This window comes from Pinirhizobacter sp., assembly GCF_036499745.1.
In the GTDB taxonomy this organism is placed as follows: Bacteria; Pseudomonadota; Gammaproteobacteria; order Xanthomonadales; family Rhodanobacteraceae; genus Pinirhizobacter.
Genome location: NZ_DASYDG010000057.1, coordinates 120,645 through 136,599 on the forward strand (window position 1 = coordinate 120,645; position 15,955 = coordinate 136,599).

The following is a 15,955-nucleotide window of genomic DNA, read 5'->3' on the forward strand; positions in this document are numbered from 1 at the left end:
TGCTGACCCGACGCCGGGTCTGATTGGGGAGGCCGGGGTGGCGCCCCGGCACGGCGGGGGCATTGAGGGTAGAAAACGTGGCTGAAGTGCTTTTTTATGAACGTCCGGTTCCGCTGAACCGCACCGCGCACAAAGATCTGCGGATGCGTCCGCTGCCGAACGTGAGTTTCGCCGCCAAGGTGCACTCCGTTCCGCTCACCGGCGTCGAGTTCGCTCCCGCCGCGCGCGATTTTCCCATCCTGTTCGCCGGTTCCTCGCTGGAAGAGGCAGGCCCCATGGCCCTGCTGGGCCTGCGCCAGGAAGAAAACCTCTTCATCGGCGATGAAGGCTTCTGGGAGAACGGTGTCTATATCCCGGCATTCGTGCGCCGTTATCCGTTCGTGCTGGCCGAGAAGCCGGCCGGCGCCGAGGGCGACGATTTCACCGTGTTCCTCGATGAAGCCTTCGACGGCTTCAACACCGAGGAAGGCGAGCGCCTGTTCAACGAAGACGGCACCGATGCGCCGGCCCTCACCAACGCCGTGAACTTCCTCGGCGAATTCCAGGACCACGTGCGCCGCACCCAGTGGTTCATGGGCAAGCTGCGCGAGCACAACCTGCTGGAGCCGCGCACCATCAACCTGTCCAACCCTGCGGGCAAGCAGATCAACCTCAACGGCCTGTACGTGGTGAACGAAGAAAAACTTCGCGCGCTCGACGACAAGGTCGCCGGTGAACTGCTGCGCGAAGGCGCCTTCGGCTGGATCTACGCCCACCTGGTGTCGCTGTCCAACATCGACCGCATGGCCGAACGCCTGGGCAAGCGCGAGGAAGCGCCTTCCGCTGCGGCGTAAAGCCTCTCGCTCCAGACGAAATGAAAAAAACCGGCCTTGCGCCGGTTTTTTTCTACCTACTTCACCGCTTTGGCCATCCGGCAAAGATCAAGGTCGTAGCCGGCCGATTCATACGTCCTGCGTGCCCGCTCGTTGCCGGGAAAGACCGCAATGGTGACGTACTGGCATTTGTGCTCGCGGGCCCAGGCGTAGGCATGATCGAGCAGCGCCTTGCCCACACCCGTGCCTTCGGCTTCTTCGGAAACCGCAAGGTCCGACACGTGGCAATTGGTGCGATGGTTGAAGAAGTCCTGCGTCTTTTGCAGGTGGATGAAACCCACCGTTTCGCCGTCTTCGTCTTCGGCGACAAAGATGAAGCTGTTGGGCGGTTGTTCGTCCAGGTGGCGGACCAGGTCCGCGCGGATGCCTTCGATGCATTCGTTTCGCCGTCGCCCGTTGGGCAGCGGGAAATCCACGAAGCGGGGAATCAGGCCGAGGATGAAGTCGTCGTCATCTTCGGCGAGGCGAATCAGGTACGTCGTTTCGCTCATGGCGTAGGGAGGCGCTAGGGAGACCGGACCGAGCCTTTGTTTCTACACCCTCGGCGGTGATCGTGCAAAGTGCCCGGCGGCCAGGCCGGGCACTTTGGATCGATCAGGCTATCGCCGGGAGCGTGGACACGCCCGTCTCAATGGCCTGTCGGTGCAGCTGCGCACGGGGCAGGATGCGTGCGAAATAAAATGTTGCGACATCGCGCTTGGCCTGCTTGAACGCGGCCGGCCGGGACGAACTGTCCGCCGCTGCCACGCTCCTGGCCCAGGCCCAGGCCAGGGCGACGTAGCCGGAGAGATAGAGGTAATCCACCGCGGCGGCACCGATTTCCTCGGGATTTTCCTGTGCCCTGGCCACGAGGGACTGGGTTAGTTCTCCCCAGGCCCTGGCCGCCTGCGACAGCGGGCCGACGAAAGGGGCAAGGCCTGCATCCTGTGCGTGCTGTTGGCAGAACGTGCCTATCTCGGCCAGGAAATGTTTCAGGCCCGCGCCCTTCAACTGCAGGATCTTTCGGCCGATCAGGTCCAGTGCCTGGATCTGCGTGGTGCCTTCGTACAAAGTGGTGATACGCGCGTCGCGGACGAATTGCTCCACGCCGTTCTCCACGATGTAACCGTGGCCGCCATAAATCTGCAACGCTTCCTTGGTCGATTCCACCGACCATTCTGTAAGCATCCCCTTCACGATGGGGATCAGGAACGAGAGCAATTCCCCGGCCTGGATACGCGCCGACTCATCCGCCGCGCGAGCCTCGATATCGCTCTGCAGCGCTCCGTACAGGGCCAGCACGCGGCCGCCTTCGACAAAGGCCTGCTGCGTCAGCAGCATGCGGCGGACGTCCGGATGCACCACCAGTGGATCGGCGGGTTTATCGGGATACGCAGGTCCTGACAGCGCGCGCATCTGCACGCGCTCGCGGGCGTAGTTCAGGCTGTTCTGCAGGGCGCGTTCACTGATCGCCAGGCCCTGGATGCCCACCGCCAGGCGCGCGGCATTCATCATGGTGAACATCGCCTGCAGGCCCTTGTGCGCGGGGCCTATCAACCAGCCTTCGGCGCCGTCGAAATTCATCACGCAGGTAGCGGAGCCGCGGATGCCCATCTTGTGCTCGATGGCGCCGGCGGCAAGCTTGTTGCGCTCGCCCATGGCGCCATCCTTGCCCACGCGGAACTTCGGCACGGCCAGCATCGAGATGCCGCGGCTGCCGGCGGGCGCATCGGGTAGGCGCGCCAGCACCAGGTGCACGATGTTTTCGGCGAAATCGTGCTCACCGGCGCTGATGAAGATCTTCGTGCCGCTGATGCTATAGCTGCCGTCGCCGTTGGGCTCGGCGCGGGTTTTCAACAAGCCCAGGTCCGAGCCTGCCTGCGGCTCGGTCAGGCACATGCTTCCCGTCCAGCGGCCTTCCACCAGCGGTTTGAGGAACACTTCCTGCTGCCACTGATCGCCATGGTGTTCGAGCGCATCCACCGCGCCCTGCGAGAGCAGCGGATAGATGCCCCAGGCCAGGTTCGCCGAGTCGATCATTTCCTTGGTGAGGGCGCCCACGGCGTGCGGCAGGCCCTGGCCACCGAAGGTCTCGGGGGCGGTCAGGCCCGCCCAGCCGCCGTCGACGTACTGGCGGTAGGCTTCCTTGAAGCCCTTGGGCGTGGTGACGCTTGCCGTGGCCTTGTCGTAATGACAGCCTTCTTCATCACCGCTGGCGTTCAGCGGGGCCAGCACCTGTTCGTTGAAGCGTGCCGCTTCGTCCAGCACGGCGTCGATGAGGTCGCGGGTGTGCGCCTGGCCGCCGCCCAGGCCGCCAAGGATGGCCTCGGCGCCGAGCACGTCGTAAAGCGCAAAGCGCATGTCGTCGAGCGGGGCTTTGTATATCGTCATGGGAATCTCAGCGGTAGGTGTCAGGGATGCCCGGGACGGGCGAAAGCCAGCCACGAGCCTGAAAGTCGAAGGATCGCTGTTTCTTTTCCTGTTCAGGCTTGGCCATCATCAAGCCGTCCACCCGGTAAGCCACCGAGCCGCTGCTGCCTTTGCCGGCGATCGCCGCGAGGGCGGCGGCCATCGGCGCGGTCGGCGTGACCTCAAGCTCCACCACATCGGCGGCGAAGGCCGGGACGTCCAGGTCGATGGCCTTGCCCATCGGCATGGGCGGAAGGTCGGCCACGTGCAGGCTGGCGTCCAGGGCGCTGAAGTCCATTTCGCCGTAGCTGTTGTTCTGCACCCGCACGGTGAGCTTCCACGGCTTGCCTGGCACGGCATGCAGCTGCTGGATGGTCACCGTGGGTGGAAAGACGCTCTTGCGCGGTGGCCCGCAGGCGACGAGCACGGCGCTAAGGCAGGCGAGGGCGAGCAGGCGGACGAGGTGTTTCATCGAGGTCGACCAGAGAAGTCAAACGATTGTTCGATAGTAGCCCAGCGCGGGCCGTTTGGTCAGTACATCGCGAGGTGCCGAAACGGCCCGGTTCCCAAGTAACGGCCGACAAGGCATCATTCGCGGTCTACCCTTTATCAGGCATCCCATGAGCCGACGCATCGCCGCCAGGCGCTCACCCATCCACGGCAACGGCGTATTCGCCGTCAAGCCGATCAAGGCCGGTGAGCACGTCATCGAATACAAGGGCGACCGCATGACGCACGCCCAGGCCGACAAGAAATACGGCGATGGCGGTGAAACGGGGCATACCTTCCTGTTCACCCTCAACGACAAATACATCGTTGACGGCGGCACCAACGGCAATGACGCACGCTGGATCAACTACAGCTGCGACCCGAACTGCCAGGCGTCGATCGAGGAAGCGGAAGGCCGCGACCGCAAGAAAGACCGCGTGCTGATCGAGGCCATCCGCGATATTGCCCCGGGCGAGGAATTGACCTACGACTACGGCATCACGCTGGACGTGCGTCACACTGCCCGCCTGAAGAAGGTTTGGGTGTGCTACTGCGGCTCGCCCAAGTGCATCGGCACGATGCTCAAGCCCAAGCCCCGCGCTTCGGCCAAGTAGACATCCCCGCGACATCACCCGCACACCCGCTGCATGGCGGGTGGGCGAGGCTGCATGGACCATTCCCCCTTCAAGGAAATAGTCCATGGCTGCCAAAAATCTCAACGGGCGCAAGATCGCCATCCTCGCCACCAACGGCTTTGAGCAGTCCGAACTGTTCGATCCCAAGCGCCTGCTCGAAGAAGCCGGCGCCACGGTGGATGTGATTTCCCCGGGTGGGGAGAAGCAGATTAAGGCCTGGAACAAGACCGACTGGGGCAAGTCGATCGATGTCGACGTGCAGCTGGACCAGGCCGATGCCGGCGGTTACGACGCGCTGGTGTTGCCTGGTGGCGTGATCAATCCCGACAAGCTGCGTCTGGAGAAGGGCGCCATTGCGCTGATCAAGGCATTCGGTGATTCAGGCAAGCCGATCGCCGCTATTTGCCATGGTCCATGGACGCTGATCGACGCGGGCCTGGTCAAGGGCAAGCAGGTGACCTCGTGGCCAAGCCTGCAGACGGACCTTGAGAACGCCGGTGCGAAGTGGAGCGACAAGCAGGTGGTGCACGACGGTCAGCTGATCACCAGCCGCAAGCCGGATGATATTCCGGCGTTTACGAATGAGTTGATTGAGGCGTTGGCGGCCTGACGGCCCAATAAGCGGATCAGGCGGACGAACGCGGTGCTTGCACGACACCACCTTTCAACTTAGGCCCGGCAATTTCACAGACGTCCGTCCGCCACCGCGGCTCTCCGCACCTTGCCTGTTGAGGGCAAAGGTGGCGGGCGAGCCAGGGTAGAAAGACCGTACACGGACGGTGGGGCCTAGGCCCCCCTGACCGCCCGCCAGAACGGCAGGAGATCTCGACGCCCGCAGTGCGCGCTGGAGGCGTCGATCCGTGTAAAGCGGGCTTTCTACACCCGGTTGCCGGTACGCCGACAACACACACATGATCCCGATTCGCTCGCGCTGCGTCTATCGGAAGCGTCGCAAAGTTGCGCCAAAAAGACCATCGAACAATGCGCAATGCACGACTTGCCGCCATTATGCCCATATGGACATAATGGCATCATGGAGTAGTGCATGAGGAAGTTGGTGTGGCTTGGAACAGCCGACAAAGACTTGAAGGCGATGCCCGAAAGAGTGCGAAGCACTTTTGGTTACGCACTTTATGAAGCTCAGCTAGGTAACAGGCACAACAAGGCGAAGGTGCTAACGGGATTTGGTTCGGCGGGTGTTCTAGAGGTAGTCGAGGATTCCCAAAGTGCGACGTTCCGCGCCGTTTATACGGTCAAGTTCGGGGCGACTGTCTATGTACTTCATTGCTTTCAGAAGAAGTCGATGCATGGCATCGCCACGCCCAGACGCGACGTGGACCTGATTCGCGAACGGTTGAAAGAGGCGCAGGCGCTTGCTCTTGGAGAAACGAAATGATCAAGTTTAAAGAGAGCTCGGGCAACGTCTACGCCGATCTTGGCTTCCCCGATGCCGAGGAAATGCTCGTCAAAGCGCAGCTTGCAACCAAAATCGGCGAGATCATCAAGCGACGAAAGTTGAGCCAGCAGCAAGCAGCCGATGTACTCGGCATTCCCCAATCCAAACTATCAAAGATGTTGAATGGCCAATTCCGGGGCATCAGCGAAACGAAGATGATCGACTGCCTGACAAAGTTGGGAAGAGACGTGCAGATCGTTGTGGGCCCGGCCCGTCGAGGGGCTTCAGCCGGGCATGTAGCAGTCGTTTTTTCTGCTTAGGTGTCAAGCCGACGGCGGCAACACCTGTCGGCCTTCCTCTCTGAGGCCAAAAGGGGTCAGGCCAAAAGGGGTCAGAGTCATTTTTTGTCGGCCTTTCTCACAAGCATGGCCCGATAATGACTCTGACCCCTTATGGGGTTTCGCGGTTATGACGCCTCGGCTTGCGGGGTCCAGGCTTCCATCAGGCGTTTTTGTACGGTGGGTGGGACGGCGTCGTAGTGGCTGAATTCGAGCACGTAGCTGCCCTGGCCGCCGGTGACGGATTTCAGTTGCACGGCATAGTCGTCGAGTTCGGCGAGAGGGACGTGGGCGTGGATGGCCATTTCGCCGCGGGGCAGGGTGTCGGTGCCCAGGATGTGGGCGCGGCGGGAGGCAAGGCCACCGGTGACGTCGCCGACGTTCTGTTCCGGTAATGACACGTCCAGTGCCACCACCGGCTCGAGCACTTGTGGATGGGCCTTGCTGACGGCATCGAGGAAGGCTTTGCGGCCGGCGCTGACGAAAGCCACTTCCTTCGAATCCACCGGATGGTGCTTGCCGTCGGTCACCACCACGCGCACGTCCTGGATCGGATAGCCGGCGATGGCGCCATGTTTAAGTGCCTGCCGCACGCCTTTCTCGATGGCGGGAATAAACTGGCCGGGGATGACGCCGCCCTTGGTGGCATCTTCGAAGCGGAAGCCTTCGCCGCGGGCCAGCGGTTCCACATGCAGGGTGACTTCACCGAATTGCCCGGCGCCGCCAGTCTGTTTCTTGTGCCGGTGGTGGCCGTCGGCCGCACCGTTGATGGTCTCGCGATAAGCCACGCGCGGCGTATGCGATACCACTTCCACGCCATACCGGGAATGCATGCGTTCAAGCATCAGGCGAAGGTGCAGGTCGGACAGGCCGCGGATCACCGTCTCGTTGAGCTCGTTGTGGTTCTCCACCTGGAAACAGGGATCTTCCTCGGCCAATCGAGCCAACGCCTGGGCCATTTTCTGCTCCTGGCCCTTGTGCGCGGGCTCCACAGCCAAGCCGAACATCGGGTTGGGAAAAGGCGCCGGCACCAGGTGAAGCTGGTCGTCCTCGTGGGCGTCGTGCAGCACCGCGTCGAAATGAATTTCCTCGATGCGGGAAACGGCTGCGATGTCGCCGGGCAGGGCTTCATCGATCTCGATGTGTTCCTTGCCTTGCAGGCGAAACAGGTGCGCTACGCGGAACGGTTTGCGGGCGTCGTCGATATAAAGCTGCATGTCGCGGCGGATCGTGCCTTGGTACACGCGGAACACGCCAAGCTTGCCGACGAAGGGATCGTTGACCACCTTGAAGACATCGGCGATCACGTGTCGGGAGGGATCGGGCACCGCTTCCACTGGTTCGCCGCCAGCGTGCAGGAACGGCGGCGGGTTCCGTTCGGCGGGGCTGGGCATCAGCCGTGCGATGAGGTCGAGCAGCGGCTCGATGCCTACATTGTCGCGCGCGGAAGTGAAGCAGATCGGCACCAGGTGGCCTTCACGCAGCGCCCGCTCGAAGGCGTCGCGCAATTCCCGGGGGGTGAGCGATTCCTCGCCTTCCTCCAGGTAGTGCTCCATGGTGGCCTCGTCGGTCTCCATGATCTGGTCCAGCATCTGCTGGTGAGCGTGCATGGGGGCTGAAAAATCGCTTTCGCCGCCGGTCTGGAAGAAGCAGTCGGCTACCGTGCGGCCCTTGGCGCAGGGCAGGTTGACCGGCAGGCACTGGCTGCCGAATTCATTGCGCAGGGATTGCACCAGGGAAGGAAGGTCAACGTGCTCGGCATCGATGCGGTTCACCACCAGGATGCAGGCCAGGCCGCGCTCGCGCGCCCGCTCCATCACCCACCGGGTGCCGTGTTCGATCCCGTGGGCGGCATTGACCACCACCGCGATGGTTTCCACCGCGTCCATGGCCGCCAGGGCCGGTCCGCGGAACTCCGCGTAACCTGGAGTGTCAATCAGGGTGATGCGGTAGCCGTCTCGTTCGAGCGAGGCGATGGCCGTGTCGATCGAATGCCCGCGCGCGCGCTCGGCCGGGTCGAAATCAGAAACGGTATTGCCCCGTTCGACTTCGCCCCGGGAGGCCAGGGCGCCGCCGGCATGCAGCAGCGCTTCGAACAGGGTGGTCTTGCCCGCGCCGGCATGGCCGGCGAGGGCCAGGTTGCGGATGTGTTCCGTGGTGTACGACACGATGCGACCCTCCGAGGTTAACGGTATGGGCGGGCGGCATGGGGGCGGCGTCGGTGATGGCGTCGCGACCGTACGCCGCGAGCGGCATGACGATGGCGTTGGTGTCCCCATAGCCTTCTCCCATCCGCAAGGCGCGTCAAGCGGCTTAGGCCGCGTTTAGGGCCCGGCCGCTAAGCTCGGCGGTTCATTCTTTGATTACGGCACGTGAAGGGAGATCAGCGGCCAGTGCAGCACCAGGGACTCCCCGTACCCGACCAGGTCGAACACCATCGCCTCGAGCTGGACCTGCGCCATGGCGCGGGCCTGGCCGTGATCGATGCCCCCACCCGGGCCCTCCTGCACGAGATGCGCTGGCGCCGGGCACCTAGCGAGCGCCTGCCCGTGGTACTGGGCATCGTGCTGGTAGTGGCATTGCACCTGGTGATCTTCATTGCCGCCCGTATGGGCATGCATCCGCACGCGCCCGAGGCCCCCAGGGAGCCACGTGATTCCGCCCTGCAGGTGCGCCTGATCGACCGGCCGCCACCAATGCCCGTCGAGGCCGCGCCACCGCCGCTGGACATTCCCGTGCCGAAGAACACCCCGCCACGGACCGTCGCCCAACGCCGCCCTGCCAGTACCGAACCGCCCCGGCCATCCCCGCCCCAGCTGCCCGCTCAGCCAACCCCGCCGCGTGAGGCGCCGACACCCGGGGCGATGCAGGCAACGCTCGGACCACCGGCGCCCCGGATTTTCGATAACGGCCAGGTGAAGCTGGCGCCGGCACCGGCAAGCACCGCCCGCACACCCGACTTCATCGCCCAGCGTCCCCAGGGCGACGACAAAGTCATGAAGCACGACCTGCCGGTGAAGTACACCGAGACGCGCTTCGACACGTACTGGACTCCCGTCCGCGAGAATATTCTGCAAGAGGGCCTTCGCAAGACGCTCGAGGCCGTCACCGTCAAGAAAACCTTCGACCTGGGCAACGGTGCGCGCGTCAACTGCGGTTTCGCCATCATCTTCTTGAGTTGCGGCGGCGATCCACCTTCGGGGCCACCGAAGAAAGACGGCGACAAGCGCCTGAACATGCCGCCGGCCAACCCCCTGGTACCCGGGATGAACCCGCCGCCGGCGATGGACATCAAGGAGTGCATCGAGGTTTATCGCAAGGGCCAGCCGCTGCCCCAGGCTTGCCCCACCGATACGCCGATGCGGTCGATCGACGCTGAGAAAAAGCGCCTCCAAGGAAACGACACGCCAAGCTAGACTACCGCCATGTCCACGCCCGCAGGACCCGGCAGCGCCGATCGACCACCGACCCCGCTGCTCGCTCCCCGCGACGCGACGCGCGTCGCCATGGTTTATCGCCGGGGGCTGCGCGAGCCTGAACGCCCCAGTGGCCGCCGCATCGCTGCCCTGGCCGGCACCCTCGTCGTGCACCTGCTGGTGATCGTCTTCATCTTGCTGGGGCCCGCCTACGAGCCGCTGGAATTCCCGCCCCCGCCCGAGCCCACGGGCGATGCCATCCAGCTGCGCCTGATCGAACGCAATCCGCCGCCCAAGCCGCCGGCCAAACCCACGCCCCGCGGCGAAGCAGCGCGCGCTGCCCCGCGCAAGGCGAAATCCGCGGCGGCGGGACAGGTGGCCGCCGCTCGCAGCCGCCGCAGCGCACCGATGCCTCCGATTGCCACGCCCGATGCGCCGAGCGTGGTGATCACCCCCGATACCCGCGTGCGTTCGCCGGTGCCCAACCATCAGCCCACACCCGATGCGCCGCGCAAGCCGCCCACGGCCCCACCCAAACAGGAAGAACTGCCGCCGGTGCCGCTGCCTGAGCTGCCGCCGCCGGAGTTTGCCGCCACGCCGCCGACACCCGTGGTAGTGCCGCCGAAGTTCCAGCCCGAACCGGTAAGGCCACCGCGCGAAGAAGGCAACCAGCCCCTGCCGCCGCCGCCGTCGATCGAGATGCCGCCGATACCGGTAGCGCAATCGCAGGTGCGCCCGGAACCGCCGACGCTGGCGGCTTCCACGCAGGTGGACCAGCCCACGACCACGGTGGAACCGGCCAGCGTGCCGCGGCCGGAAGTGACGGCAAGCGCCGAGCCGCCGAGCGAGGCCCTGGCGCCGGTACCCGACGTCGCCGAACGCCCGGTAGCGCCGACGATCACGGTCGCCACGCCGCGGCCTACAGCGGCTATCCAGGTGGCGCCCGCATCCATCGAGCAGCCCGCACCCGCCGAAGAGCCGGATCTGGCACCGGTGGATGTTTCAGCAGACGCACGCCCATCCGTGCAGGCGCCATCCACCCGGGTGAACGCAGCGGTAGTGTCGGTCAATGGTGTCGCCCAGCCGGAGCTCGGGAAGATCGCGTCCGTACCGGTGGCGGTAGCCGAAGCTGGCGCCAGCCAGGCGAAGGGCGAGGCAGCCACGCCGGAGCCCCCGGCAGGCACGGGCGATCAGTCAGCCGCGCGCGAAAACACGCCCACGCCAGGCTCACCGACAGGCCAGGCCAATATTCCCACCCCAGAAACTACTGCCGGCACCGGCAAGACCGAATCTCCCAACAACGCCAATGCCCATGGCAGCGCCGAAGGCAAGACGGGCCTCGGCGGCCAGGCGCCAGGTGCCGCCACCGGAAGCATCCTGGGCAAGCCCGGTCCCGGCGGTGCCGAGGGCGCGATGAATGGCAACCCCGCCGGGAACCCCGGCCAGTTCATCCAGCTCAAGCCGCGCGGCGACATGCAGATCATGTCGCACGACACCAACCCGGTGAAATACAGGGCCACGCGTTTCGCCAAGGATTGGACACCCGAAGGCGAAAGCTCGATCGACACTGCCCTGCGCCACGCGGTGGAGAAAACCACGCTGTCGCATACCTTCCATTTGCCGCGCGGCGTGCGCGTGGAGTGCAAGGTGATGCCGCTGCTGCCGATGGCGCTGTTCGGTTGTGGCAACCCGGACCCGCCGGCTGCCGCGCTGAGCGAGAAGGTCTACGAACGGATGAAGCTGGCGCCGTCCAATCCGCTGGTGGCGGACCTGGGTGTGCCGGTGTGGGCAAGCAGCGCGCCTGCGCCCCCCAAGCCGCTGGACAACACCACCTTGTGCGCCACCGCGCGCGTTGCCGGCGGCCCGCCGCCACCGGGTTGCACTTTCGATGCACCCAACAGGCCGTCGTCGCCGCCACCGGGATCGTGGGTACCGGCCAGCGACCAGTTCCACTAAGCCGAAGCTGCACGCCGCCGTTACGACAGGCGTGCAACCTCACGCAGCAAGGGAAGACGACGCACCCGCACCGCCGTGGCGCGGAATACCGCGTTGGCCAGCGCAGGCGCCGCGGTGGGCATCGCAAGCACGCTGGCGCCCGCGGGCGCTGCTTCGGAAGGCACGATGATCACCTCCACGTCGTTGGGCATCTGCGCGGTATTGGCGATGGGGTAGTCGCGGAAGTTCTTCTGCTGCACCTGCCCGTCGCGGAAGGTGATCGACAGGTTCATTGCCGTGGACAGCGCGTCGATCGTGCCGCCCATCACCTGCGCCTGGAGCCCCAGGGGATTGACCGGCTGGCCCACGTCCACCGCGCAGACCGCCCGCACCACGTCGATCTGGCCGTTGCCCTTGTTCGCCACCTCGATGGCGTGGGCCACGTAACCGCCGTTGACGTAATAGCAGGCCAGGCCGAGCCCGGTTTCACTATGCAGCCAGCGCTTCCAGTCGATGCGGTCGGCAACCTGGCGCAACACATTCACCAGTCGGCCCGTGTCGACGGTCGGCCCGCCCGGTCCGCGATAGGGCAGTTTCCGCGGCTCGCCAAGCAAGCGCAGGCGCACGTCCAGCGGGTTCGCTTTCAGGGCGTTGGCGATCTCGTCGATGAAGCTTTCACTGGCGAAGGCGTGCGACAGATGGGGCGTGCCGCGCCACTCGCCGCGCGGCAACGGCGTGTCGAGCGCGTACCAGTTGCTGCGGAAGTTGCTGACCAGTCCCGCGGGCATGGCGTCCTGCACTAGCTCCGACATCCAGGGCCGCGCCGGCGCCGGCAGGTCGCGGTTGGGGCTGGCCATGTTCTGCACCCAGCCGGTGATGCCCTTGCGCTGGTCGATGGTGGCGCTCATGCGGTGGATCGTGGGTGCCCGCCATGCATCGTGGGCGAGGTCTTCGTCGCGCGTCCACATCACCTTGATCGCGCGTTTGCGCAGCGGCTCGGGCTTCTCGGCCATGGCGATGATCATCGCCTCGGCAAGGTGGTCGTGCAGCAACCGGCGTCCGAAGGCGCCACCACCACGCGGTACGTCGATGCGGATCTGAGAGGCGCGCAATCCCGTCAGGCGCTGCACGATGGTGTAGGCGTCGCGCGGCGCCTGCGAGGCCGTCGTGATCACGGCACTGGTGTCCGGGTCCACGCGCACGGTGCACGCCAGTGGTTCGGCCACCGCATGGGCGATCCATGGCTGCACGTAGGTGGCATCGATGCGACGCACACCCTTTTTCTTCAGCAGACCAAGGGCGTCGCCATCGTCGCGCACCACGGTGACCAGTGCATCCGGGCTGTCGAAGGAAGCCTGCGCCTGCTTTTCCAGGTCCGACAGGGACGGCAGCGGCATGGCGCCGGGCTTCCAGGAGAGCTTGAGTTTCTTCCGGCCCTCCAGCGCCGACCAGGTGTCCTCGGCAAGCACTGCCACGGCCGGCGCAAGCGGGGTCATTCCCAACCCCTGGCCGGCTTCCGGCTGGAGCTGGATCACCTGCAGCACGCCCTTCACTTTCAGCGTGTCGCCGGTATCCACCCCATCGAGCGTGCCGCCCGGGTAGGGGCAGCGCGAAAGCACCGCGACCATGGCGTCGCCGTCTGCCGTGTCGATGGCATAGGCAAGTTTGCCGGTGACCGCGGCGTGGGCATCGACATCGCCCACGGGCTGACCCACCAGGCGAAAGCGGTCCGGTGTCTTGAGGGCAGGCATGGTGTCCGGCGCGGCAAGTTGCGAGGCGGCCTCGGCAAGCTGGCCGTAAGACAACCGGCGGCCATCCGGCGCGATCACCGTGCCGTTCTCCACGCGCAGTTGCCCCGCGGCCACACCAAGGCGCTGCGCCGCGGCCTGCAGCAACATCGAACGGGCCAGCGCACCGGCCTGGCGCATGTCGGTCCAGGCCGTGGGAATGCTGTCGCCCTGTCCGCTGCGCTGGCGTCCATAAAGCCAGCGCGGCTCGCCATTGCCGTCTTCCACGCCAAGGCCCAGGGGTACCACCACCACGCGCGTCCAGTCGGCGTCGAGTTCCTCGGCGACCAATCGCGGCAATGAAGTAGCGGTGCCTTCGCCGTTGTCCGGATCACGCGCGCCGATGAAGATGCGGCCGTCGGCGTCCAGCCGCAGGTACGGCCCGACCTGGCTCCAGGCATCACCCAGCAGCCCCAGCGGTACTGGAGGCGTATCAGCGGCGCGAGCGCTTCCGATGCCTACCACCAGTGCACCGGCGGTGCCTGCCATCACCTTCAGAAAACGTCGACGTGAAAGCCACAGCGTGTCCGTCATCAGCGGGCGTCCCGCATGGCCTTGGCGGCACGCTTGATCGCCTTGCGCACCCGCGGGTAGCTGCCGCAGCGGCAAAGCGTGCCGATGTGGTCGATATCCGCGTCGGACGGATCGGGCTTGCGGGCGATGAGATCGGCCGCCGCCATCAGCTGGCCGGGCTGGCAGTAGCCGCACAACACGGCGTCTTCATCGATCCACGCCTGTTGCAGCGGATGCAGGCTGCCGTCGGGTTTGCCCAGGCCTTCGACGGTGGTGACGTGCTTGTTGGCAAGCTTGCCCATGGTAAGCCGGCAGGCCAGCGCGGCCTTGCCGTCCACCAGCACGGTGCAGAAACCGCACTCGCCTTCATCGCAGCCGTATTTCGCGCCGGTCAGCCGCAGGATGTCGCGCAGGTACCACAGCAGCGGCAGGGCCTCGTCGCCGGTATGGCGGAAGCGTTTGCCGTTGATCACCAGTTCCAGGCCCTCGCGGATGGGCTCGCGCTTGATTTCGCTGGTGGGTGGCGCTTGCAGGACTTGCGGCTGCTGCATGATTTCTCCCGGTTATTTCCCTATTCTCACATTGTCTGCCGTCTTTTAGACGTGGCTTTTACTGAACAGCCGTCGCCAGACAAGGTAAACCGGGATACCGGCAAGCACGATCAGCACGCCGATCCCTGCATTGGTCGGGTTATCGAGCATGGTCACCACCACCACGGCGGCCACGGCGCCGATGAAAAGCAACGGCAGCCACGGGTGCCACGGCGCGCGGAAGGATGGGTTGGATGCATCCCGCCTGCGATACCAGAACAAGGTCGTGACAGTGACCGCGCAGGCCAGCCAGTCGGCAAAGGTGGCGTAGTCGAGCAACTGGCCGTAGCTGCCGCTGGCGGCCAGCACGATCGACCAGGCTGCCAGCAGCATCAGCGCCACGTTGGGCGTGCGCCAGCGCGGGTGCAGGCGAGCGACGCTGCGGAAGAACAGGCCGTCCTCGCCCATCGCCTGCAGCACGCGCGCGCCGGAGACCAGCGTGATGTTGCAGAAGCCCAGGGTGGATACCGCGATGCCCAGCGCGATGGCCTTGGCCCCGGCATCGCCGAAGACGCGGCGCATGACATCCGCCGCCGGTGCCTCGCTGCTGGCCAGGCCGCCGTGGCCCAGCACGGACAGGTAGGCGTAGTTGGCCAGCACATAGGCCGTGATCACGACCAGCATGCCCAGGCCCAGTGCCCGCGGCAGGGTTCGCTGCGGGTCGCGCACTTCGCCGCCGAGGTTGTTGAGGTAGGTGAAGCCGCTGTAGGCGAAGAGCACCGGCAGGAAGGCGCCGGCAAAGCCCACGCCCTGCATGCTCGGATCGGCCGACAGTGCCTGCGTGCTGCCGGCACCGGCGAAGGCGAGGCCGGTGACCACCAGCGCCGCTACCGCCAGGAGCTTGAGGATGGTGAAGACGTTCTGGATGTGTGCGCCGGTACGGATGCCGAAAAGGTTGATGCCCGTGACGAACACCAGCGCACCGATGGTCAGCGGCAGCGCGAGGCCCGCCGGAAGGCCGAAGGCGGCGATGGCGTAGCCGGAAAACACCGTGGCGACAGCAGCGGTGCTGCCGGAATAGATCACCAGCAGCATGGTCCAGCCGAACAGGAAGCCCGCCATCGGGCCATAGGCTTCGCGCAGGTAGACATAACTGCCGCCGGCAAGCGGCCGGCGCGCGCCAAGTTCGGCGTAGCAGAGCGCGCCGACCAGGGTGAGCAGGCCCGCCGCCACCCAGATCGCCAGCAGCGAGAAGCCCGATTCGGTGCGCTGTGCGGCGATGTTCGGGCTGCGGAAGATGCCGCCACCGATGATGCCGCCGACCACGATTAGCGCCGCGTCGCGCAGGCCCAGGCTGCGGACGTAGCCCTCCGGCGGGTTCGGTGATGACATCGAGCGTTCCCCTGGTGTCGTAAAAGGCCAGAGAATGGCGGGCCTGGGCGCATCGGGCAAGCGCCGTCGGGCAAACTTGAGCCGGTTCCGAGGCATTGGCCCACTGCCGTTGCCTTTTCCGTGACGCAGCGCAACACTCACAGGATTTGGCAAACCCCCCGGAAGAATCCCGTGAGCCTTGTGTTTCCGGCCCCGCTGCCCGCGGACGCCCCCTGGATTGTGATGAAGTTCGGCGGCACCAGTGTCGCTACCGCCCCCCGCTGG

The 15,955-nt window shown here is 65.5% G+C and carries 14 protein-coding genes; 7 read left to right on the plus strand and 7 right to left on the minus strand.

What is annotated here, in order from left to right:
- The first annotated feature begins 77 nt into the window (after window positions 1–77).
- Entirely contained in the window at window positions 78–833 is a 756-nt protein-coding gene (locus tag VGM61_RS18775) for a SapC family protein (protein WP_331524450.1), read from the plus strand.
- A 56-nt stretch (window positions 834–889) separates the two neighbouring features.
- On the opposite strand, the gene VGM61_RS18780 is transcribed toward VGM61_RS18775, so the two are convergent.
- From VGM61_RS18780 to VGM61_RS18790, 3 genes are all read right to left on the minus strand, one after another.
- Complete coding sequence (locus VGM61_RS18780) at window positions 890–1,363, minus strand: GNAT family N-acetyltransferase (protein WP_331524451.1); 474 nt, start codon at window positions 1,361–1,363, stop codon at window positions 890–892.
- Between the two features lie 103 nt (window positions 1,364–1,466).
- Window positions 1,467–3,242, minus strand: coding sequence for an acyl-CoA dehydrogenase C-terminal domain-containing protein (locus VGM61_RS18785; protein WP_331524452.1), 1,776 nt, complete (start codon window positions 3,240–3,242; stop codon window positions 1,467–1,469).
- A gap of 7 nt (window positions 3,243–3,249) precedes the next feature.
- Window positions 3,250–3,732 (minus strand): hypothetical protein, encoded by a 483-nt coding sequence (locus tag VGM61_RS18790; protein ID WP_331524453.1) that lies wholly within the window; start codon window positions 3,730–3,732, stop codon window positions 3,250–3,252.
- Window positions 3,733–3,880: 148 nt separating this feature from the next.
- Between VGM61_RS18790 and VGM61_RS18795 the strand changes: the two genes are divergently transcribed.
- From VGM61_RS18795 to VGM61_RS18810, 4 genes are all read left to right on the plus strand, one after another.
- Entirely contained in the window at window positions 3,881–4,363 is a 483-nt protein-coding gene (locus VGM61_RS18795) for an SET domain-containing protein (protein ID WP_331524454.1), read from the plus strand.
- Window positions 4,364–4,448: 85 nt separating this feature from the next.
- Window positions 4,449–4,994 carry a type 1 glutamine amidotransferase domain-containing protein gene (locus VGM61_RS18800; protein WP_331524455.1) on the plus strand — a complete coding sequence of 182 codons (546 nt, stop codon included), beginning with the start codon at window positions 4,449–4,451 and terminating at the stop codon, window positions 4,992–4,994.
- Window positions 4,995–5,429: 435 nt separating this feature from the next.
- A complete protein-coding gene (locus VGM61_RS18805; RefSeq protein ID WP_331524456.1) occupies window positions 5,430–5,780 on the plus strand; it encodes a type II toxin-antitoxin system RelE/ParE family toxin in 351 nt (116 codons plus the stop codon).
- The gene (locus VGM61_RS18810; RefSeq protein ID WP_331524457.1) at window positions 5,777–6,100 is read left to right on the plus strand and encodes a helix-turn-helix transcriptional regulator; all 324 of its coding nucleotides are present in this window, start codon (window positions 5,777–5,779) and stop codon (window positions 6,098–6,100) included. Before VGM61_RS18805 ends, VGM61_RS18810 begins: the two co-directional genes overlap by 4 nt.
- A gap of 146 nt (window positions 6,101–6,246) precedes the next feature.
- Here VGM61_RS18810 and fusA read toward each other — a convergent pair whose 3' ends face one another.
- Complete coding sequence (fusA, locus tag VGM61_RS18815) at window positions 6,247–8,286, minus strand: elongation factor G (protein WP_331524458.1); 2,040 nt, start codon at window positions 8,284–8,286, stop codon at window positions 6,247–6,249.
- Window positions 8,287–8,511: 225 nt separating this feature from the next.
- Between fusA and VGM61_RS18820 the strand changes: the two genes are divergently transcribed.
- Together VGM61_RS18820 and VGM61_RS18825 are read left to right on the plus strand one after the other, a co-directional pair.
- Window positions 8,512–9,534, plus strand: coding sequence for a hypothetical protein (locus tag VGM61_RS18820; protein ID WP_331524459.1), 1,023 nt, complete (start codon window positions 8,512–8,514; stop codon window positions 9,532–9,534).
- Window positions 9,535–9,543: 9 nt separating this feature from the next.
- Window positions 9,544–11,490 (plus strand): hypothetical protein, encoded by a 1,947-nt coding sequence (locus VGM61_RS18825; protein ID WP_331524460.1) that lies wholly within the window; start codon window positions 9,544–9,546, stop codon window positions 11,488–11,490.
- A gap of 20 nt (window positions 11,491–11,510) precedes the next feature.
- Here VGM61_RS18825 and VGM61_RS18830 read toward each other — a convergent pair whose 3' ends face one another.
- The 3 genes from VGM61_RS18830 to VGM61_RS18840 are packed head-to-tail and all read right to left on the minus strand — an operon-like array spanning window position 11,511 to window position 15,691.
- Entirely contained in the window at window positions 11,511–13,790 is a 2,280-nt protein-coding gene (locus VGM61_RS18830) for a xanthine dehydrogenase family protein molybdopterin-binding subunit (RefSeq protein ID WP_331524461.1), read from the minus strand.
- Window positions 13,790–14,320 carry a (2Fe-2S)-binding protein gene (locus tag VGM61_RS18835; RefSeq protein WP_331524462.1) on the minus strand — a complete coding sequence of 177 codons (531 nt, stop codon included), beginning with the start codon at window positions 14,318–14,320 and terminating at the stop codon, window positions 13,790–13,792. The genes VGM61_RS18830 and VGM61_RS18835 overlap by 1 nt, the downstream gene beginning before the upstream one ends.
- A gap of 45 nt (window positions 14,321–14,365) precedes the next feature.
- Window positions 14,366–15,691 (minus strand): APC family permease, encoded by a 1,326-nt coding sequence (locus tag VGM61_RS18840; protein ID WP_331524463.1) that lies wholly within the window; start codon window positions 15,689–15,691, stop codon window positions 14,366–14,368.
- Between the last annotated feature and the right edge of the window lie 264 nt (window positions 15,692–15,955).

What these genes read in the sequence shown, in the direction of transcription:
- VGM61_RS18780 (WP_331524451.1), bottom strand. Translation starts at nt 1,363, where the DNA reads ATGAGCGAAACGACGTACCTGATTCGCCTCGCCGAAGATGACGACGAC.
- VGM61_RS18785 (WP_331524452.1), bottom strand. Translation starts at nt 3,242, where the DNA reads ATGACGATATACAAAGCCCCGCTCGACGACATGCGCTTTGCGCTTTAC.
- VGM61_RS18790 (WP_331524453.1), bottom strand. Translation starts at nt 3,732, where the DNA reads ATGAAACACCTCGTCCGCCTGCTCGCCCTCGCCTGCCTTAGCGCCGTG.
- VGM61_RS18795 (WP_331524454.1), top strand. Translation starts at nt 3,881, where the DNA reads ATGAGCCGACGCATCGCCGCCAGGCGCTCACCCATCCACGGCAACGGC.
- VGM61_RS18800 (WP_331524455.1), top strand. Translation starts at nt 4,449, where the DNA reads ATGGCTGCCAAAAATCTCAACGGGCGCAAGATCGCCATCCTCGCCACC.
- VGM61_RS18805 (WP_331524456.1), top strand. Translation starts at nt 5,430, where the DNA reads ATGAGGAAGTTGGTGTGGCTTGGAACAGCCGACAAAGACTTGAAGGCG.
- VGM61_RS18810 (WP_331524457.1), top strand. Translation starts at nt 5,777, where the DNA reads ATGATCAAGTTTAAAGAGAGCTCGGGCAACGTCTACGCCGATCTTGGC.
- VGM61_RS18825 (WP_331524460.1), top strand. Translation starts at nt 9,544, where the DNA reads ATGTCCACGCCCGCAGGACCCGGCAGCGCCGATCGACCACCGACCCCG.
- VGM61_RS18830 (WP_331524461.1), bottom strand. Translation starts at nt 13,790, where the DNA reads ATGACGGACACGCTGTGGCTTTCACGTCGACGTTTTCTGAAGGTGATG.
- VGM61_RS18835 (WP_331524462.1), bottom strand. Translation starts at nt 14,320, where the DNA reads ATGCAGCAGCCGCAAGTCCTGCAAGCGCCACCCACCAGCGAAATCAAG.
- VGM61_RS18840 (WP_331524463.1), bottom strand. Translation starts at nt 15,691, where the DNA reads ATGTCATCACCGAACCCGCCGGAGGGCTACGTCCGCAGCCTGGGCCTG.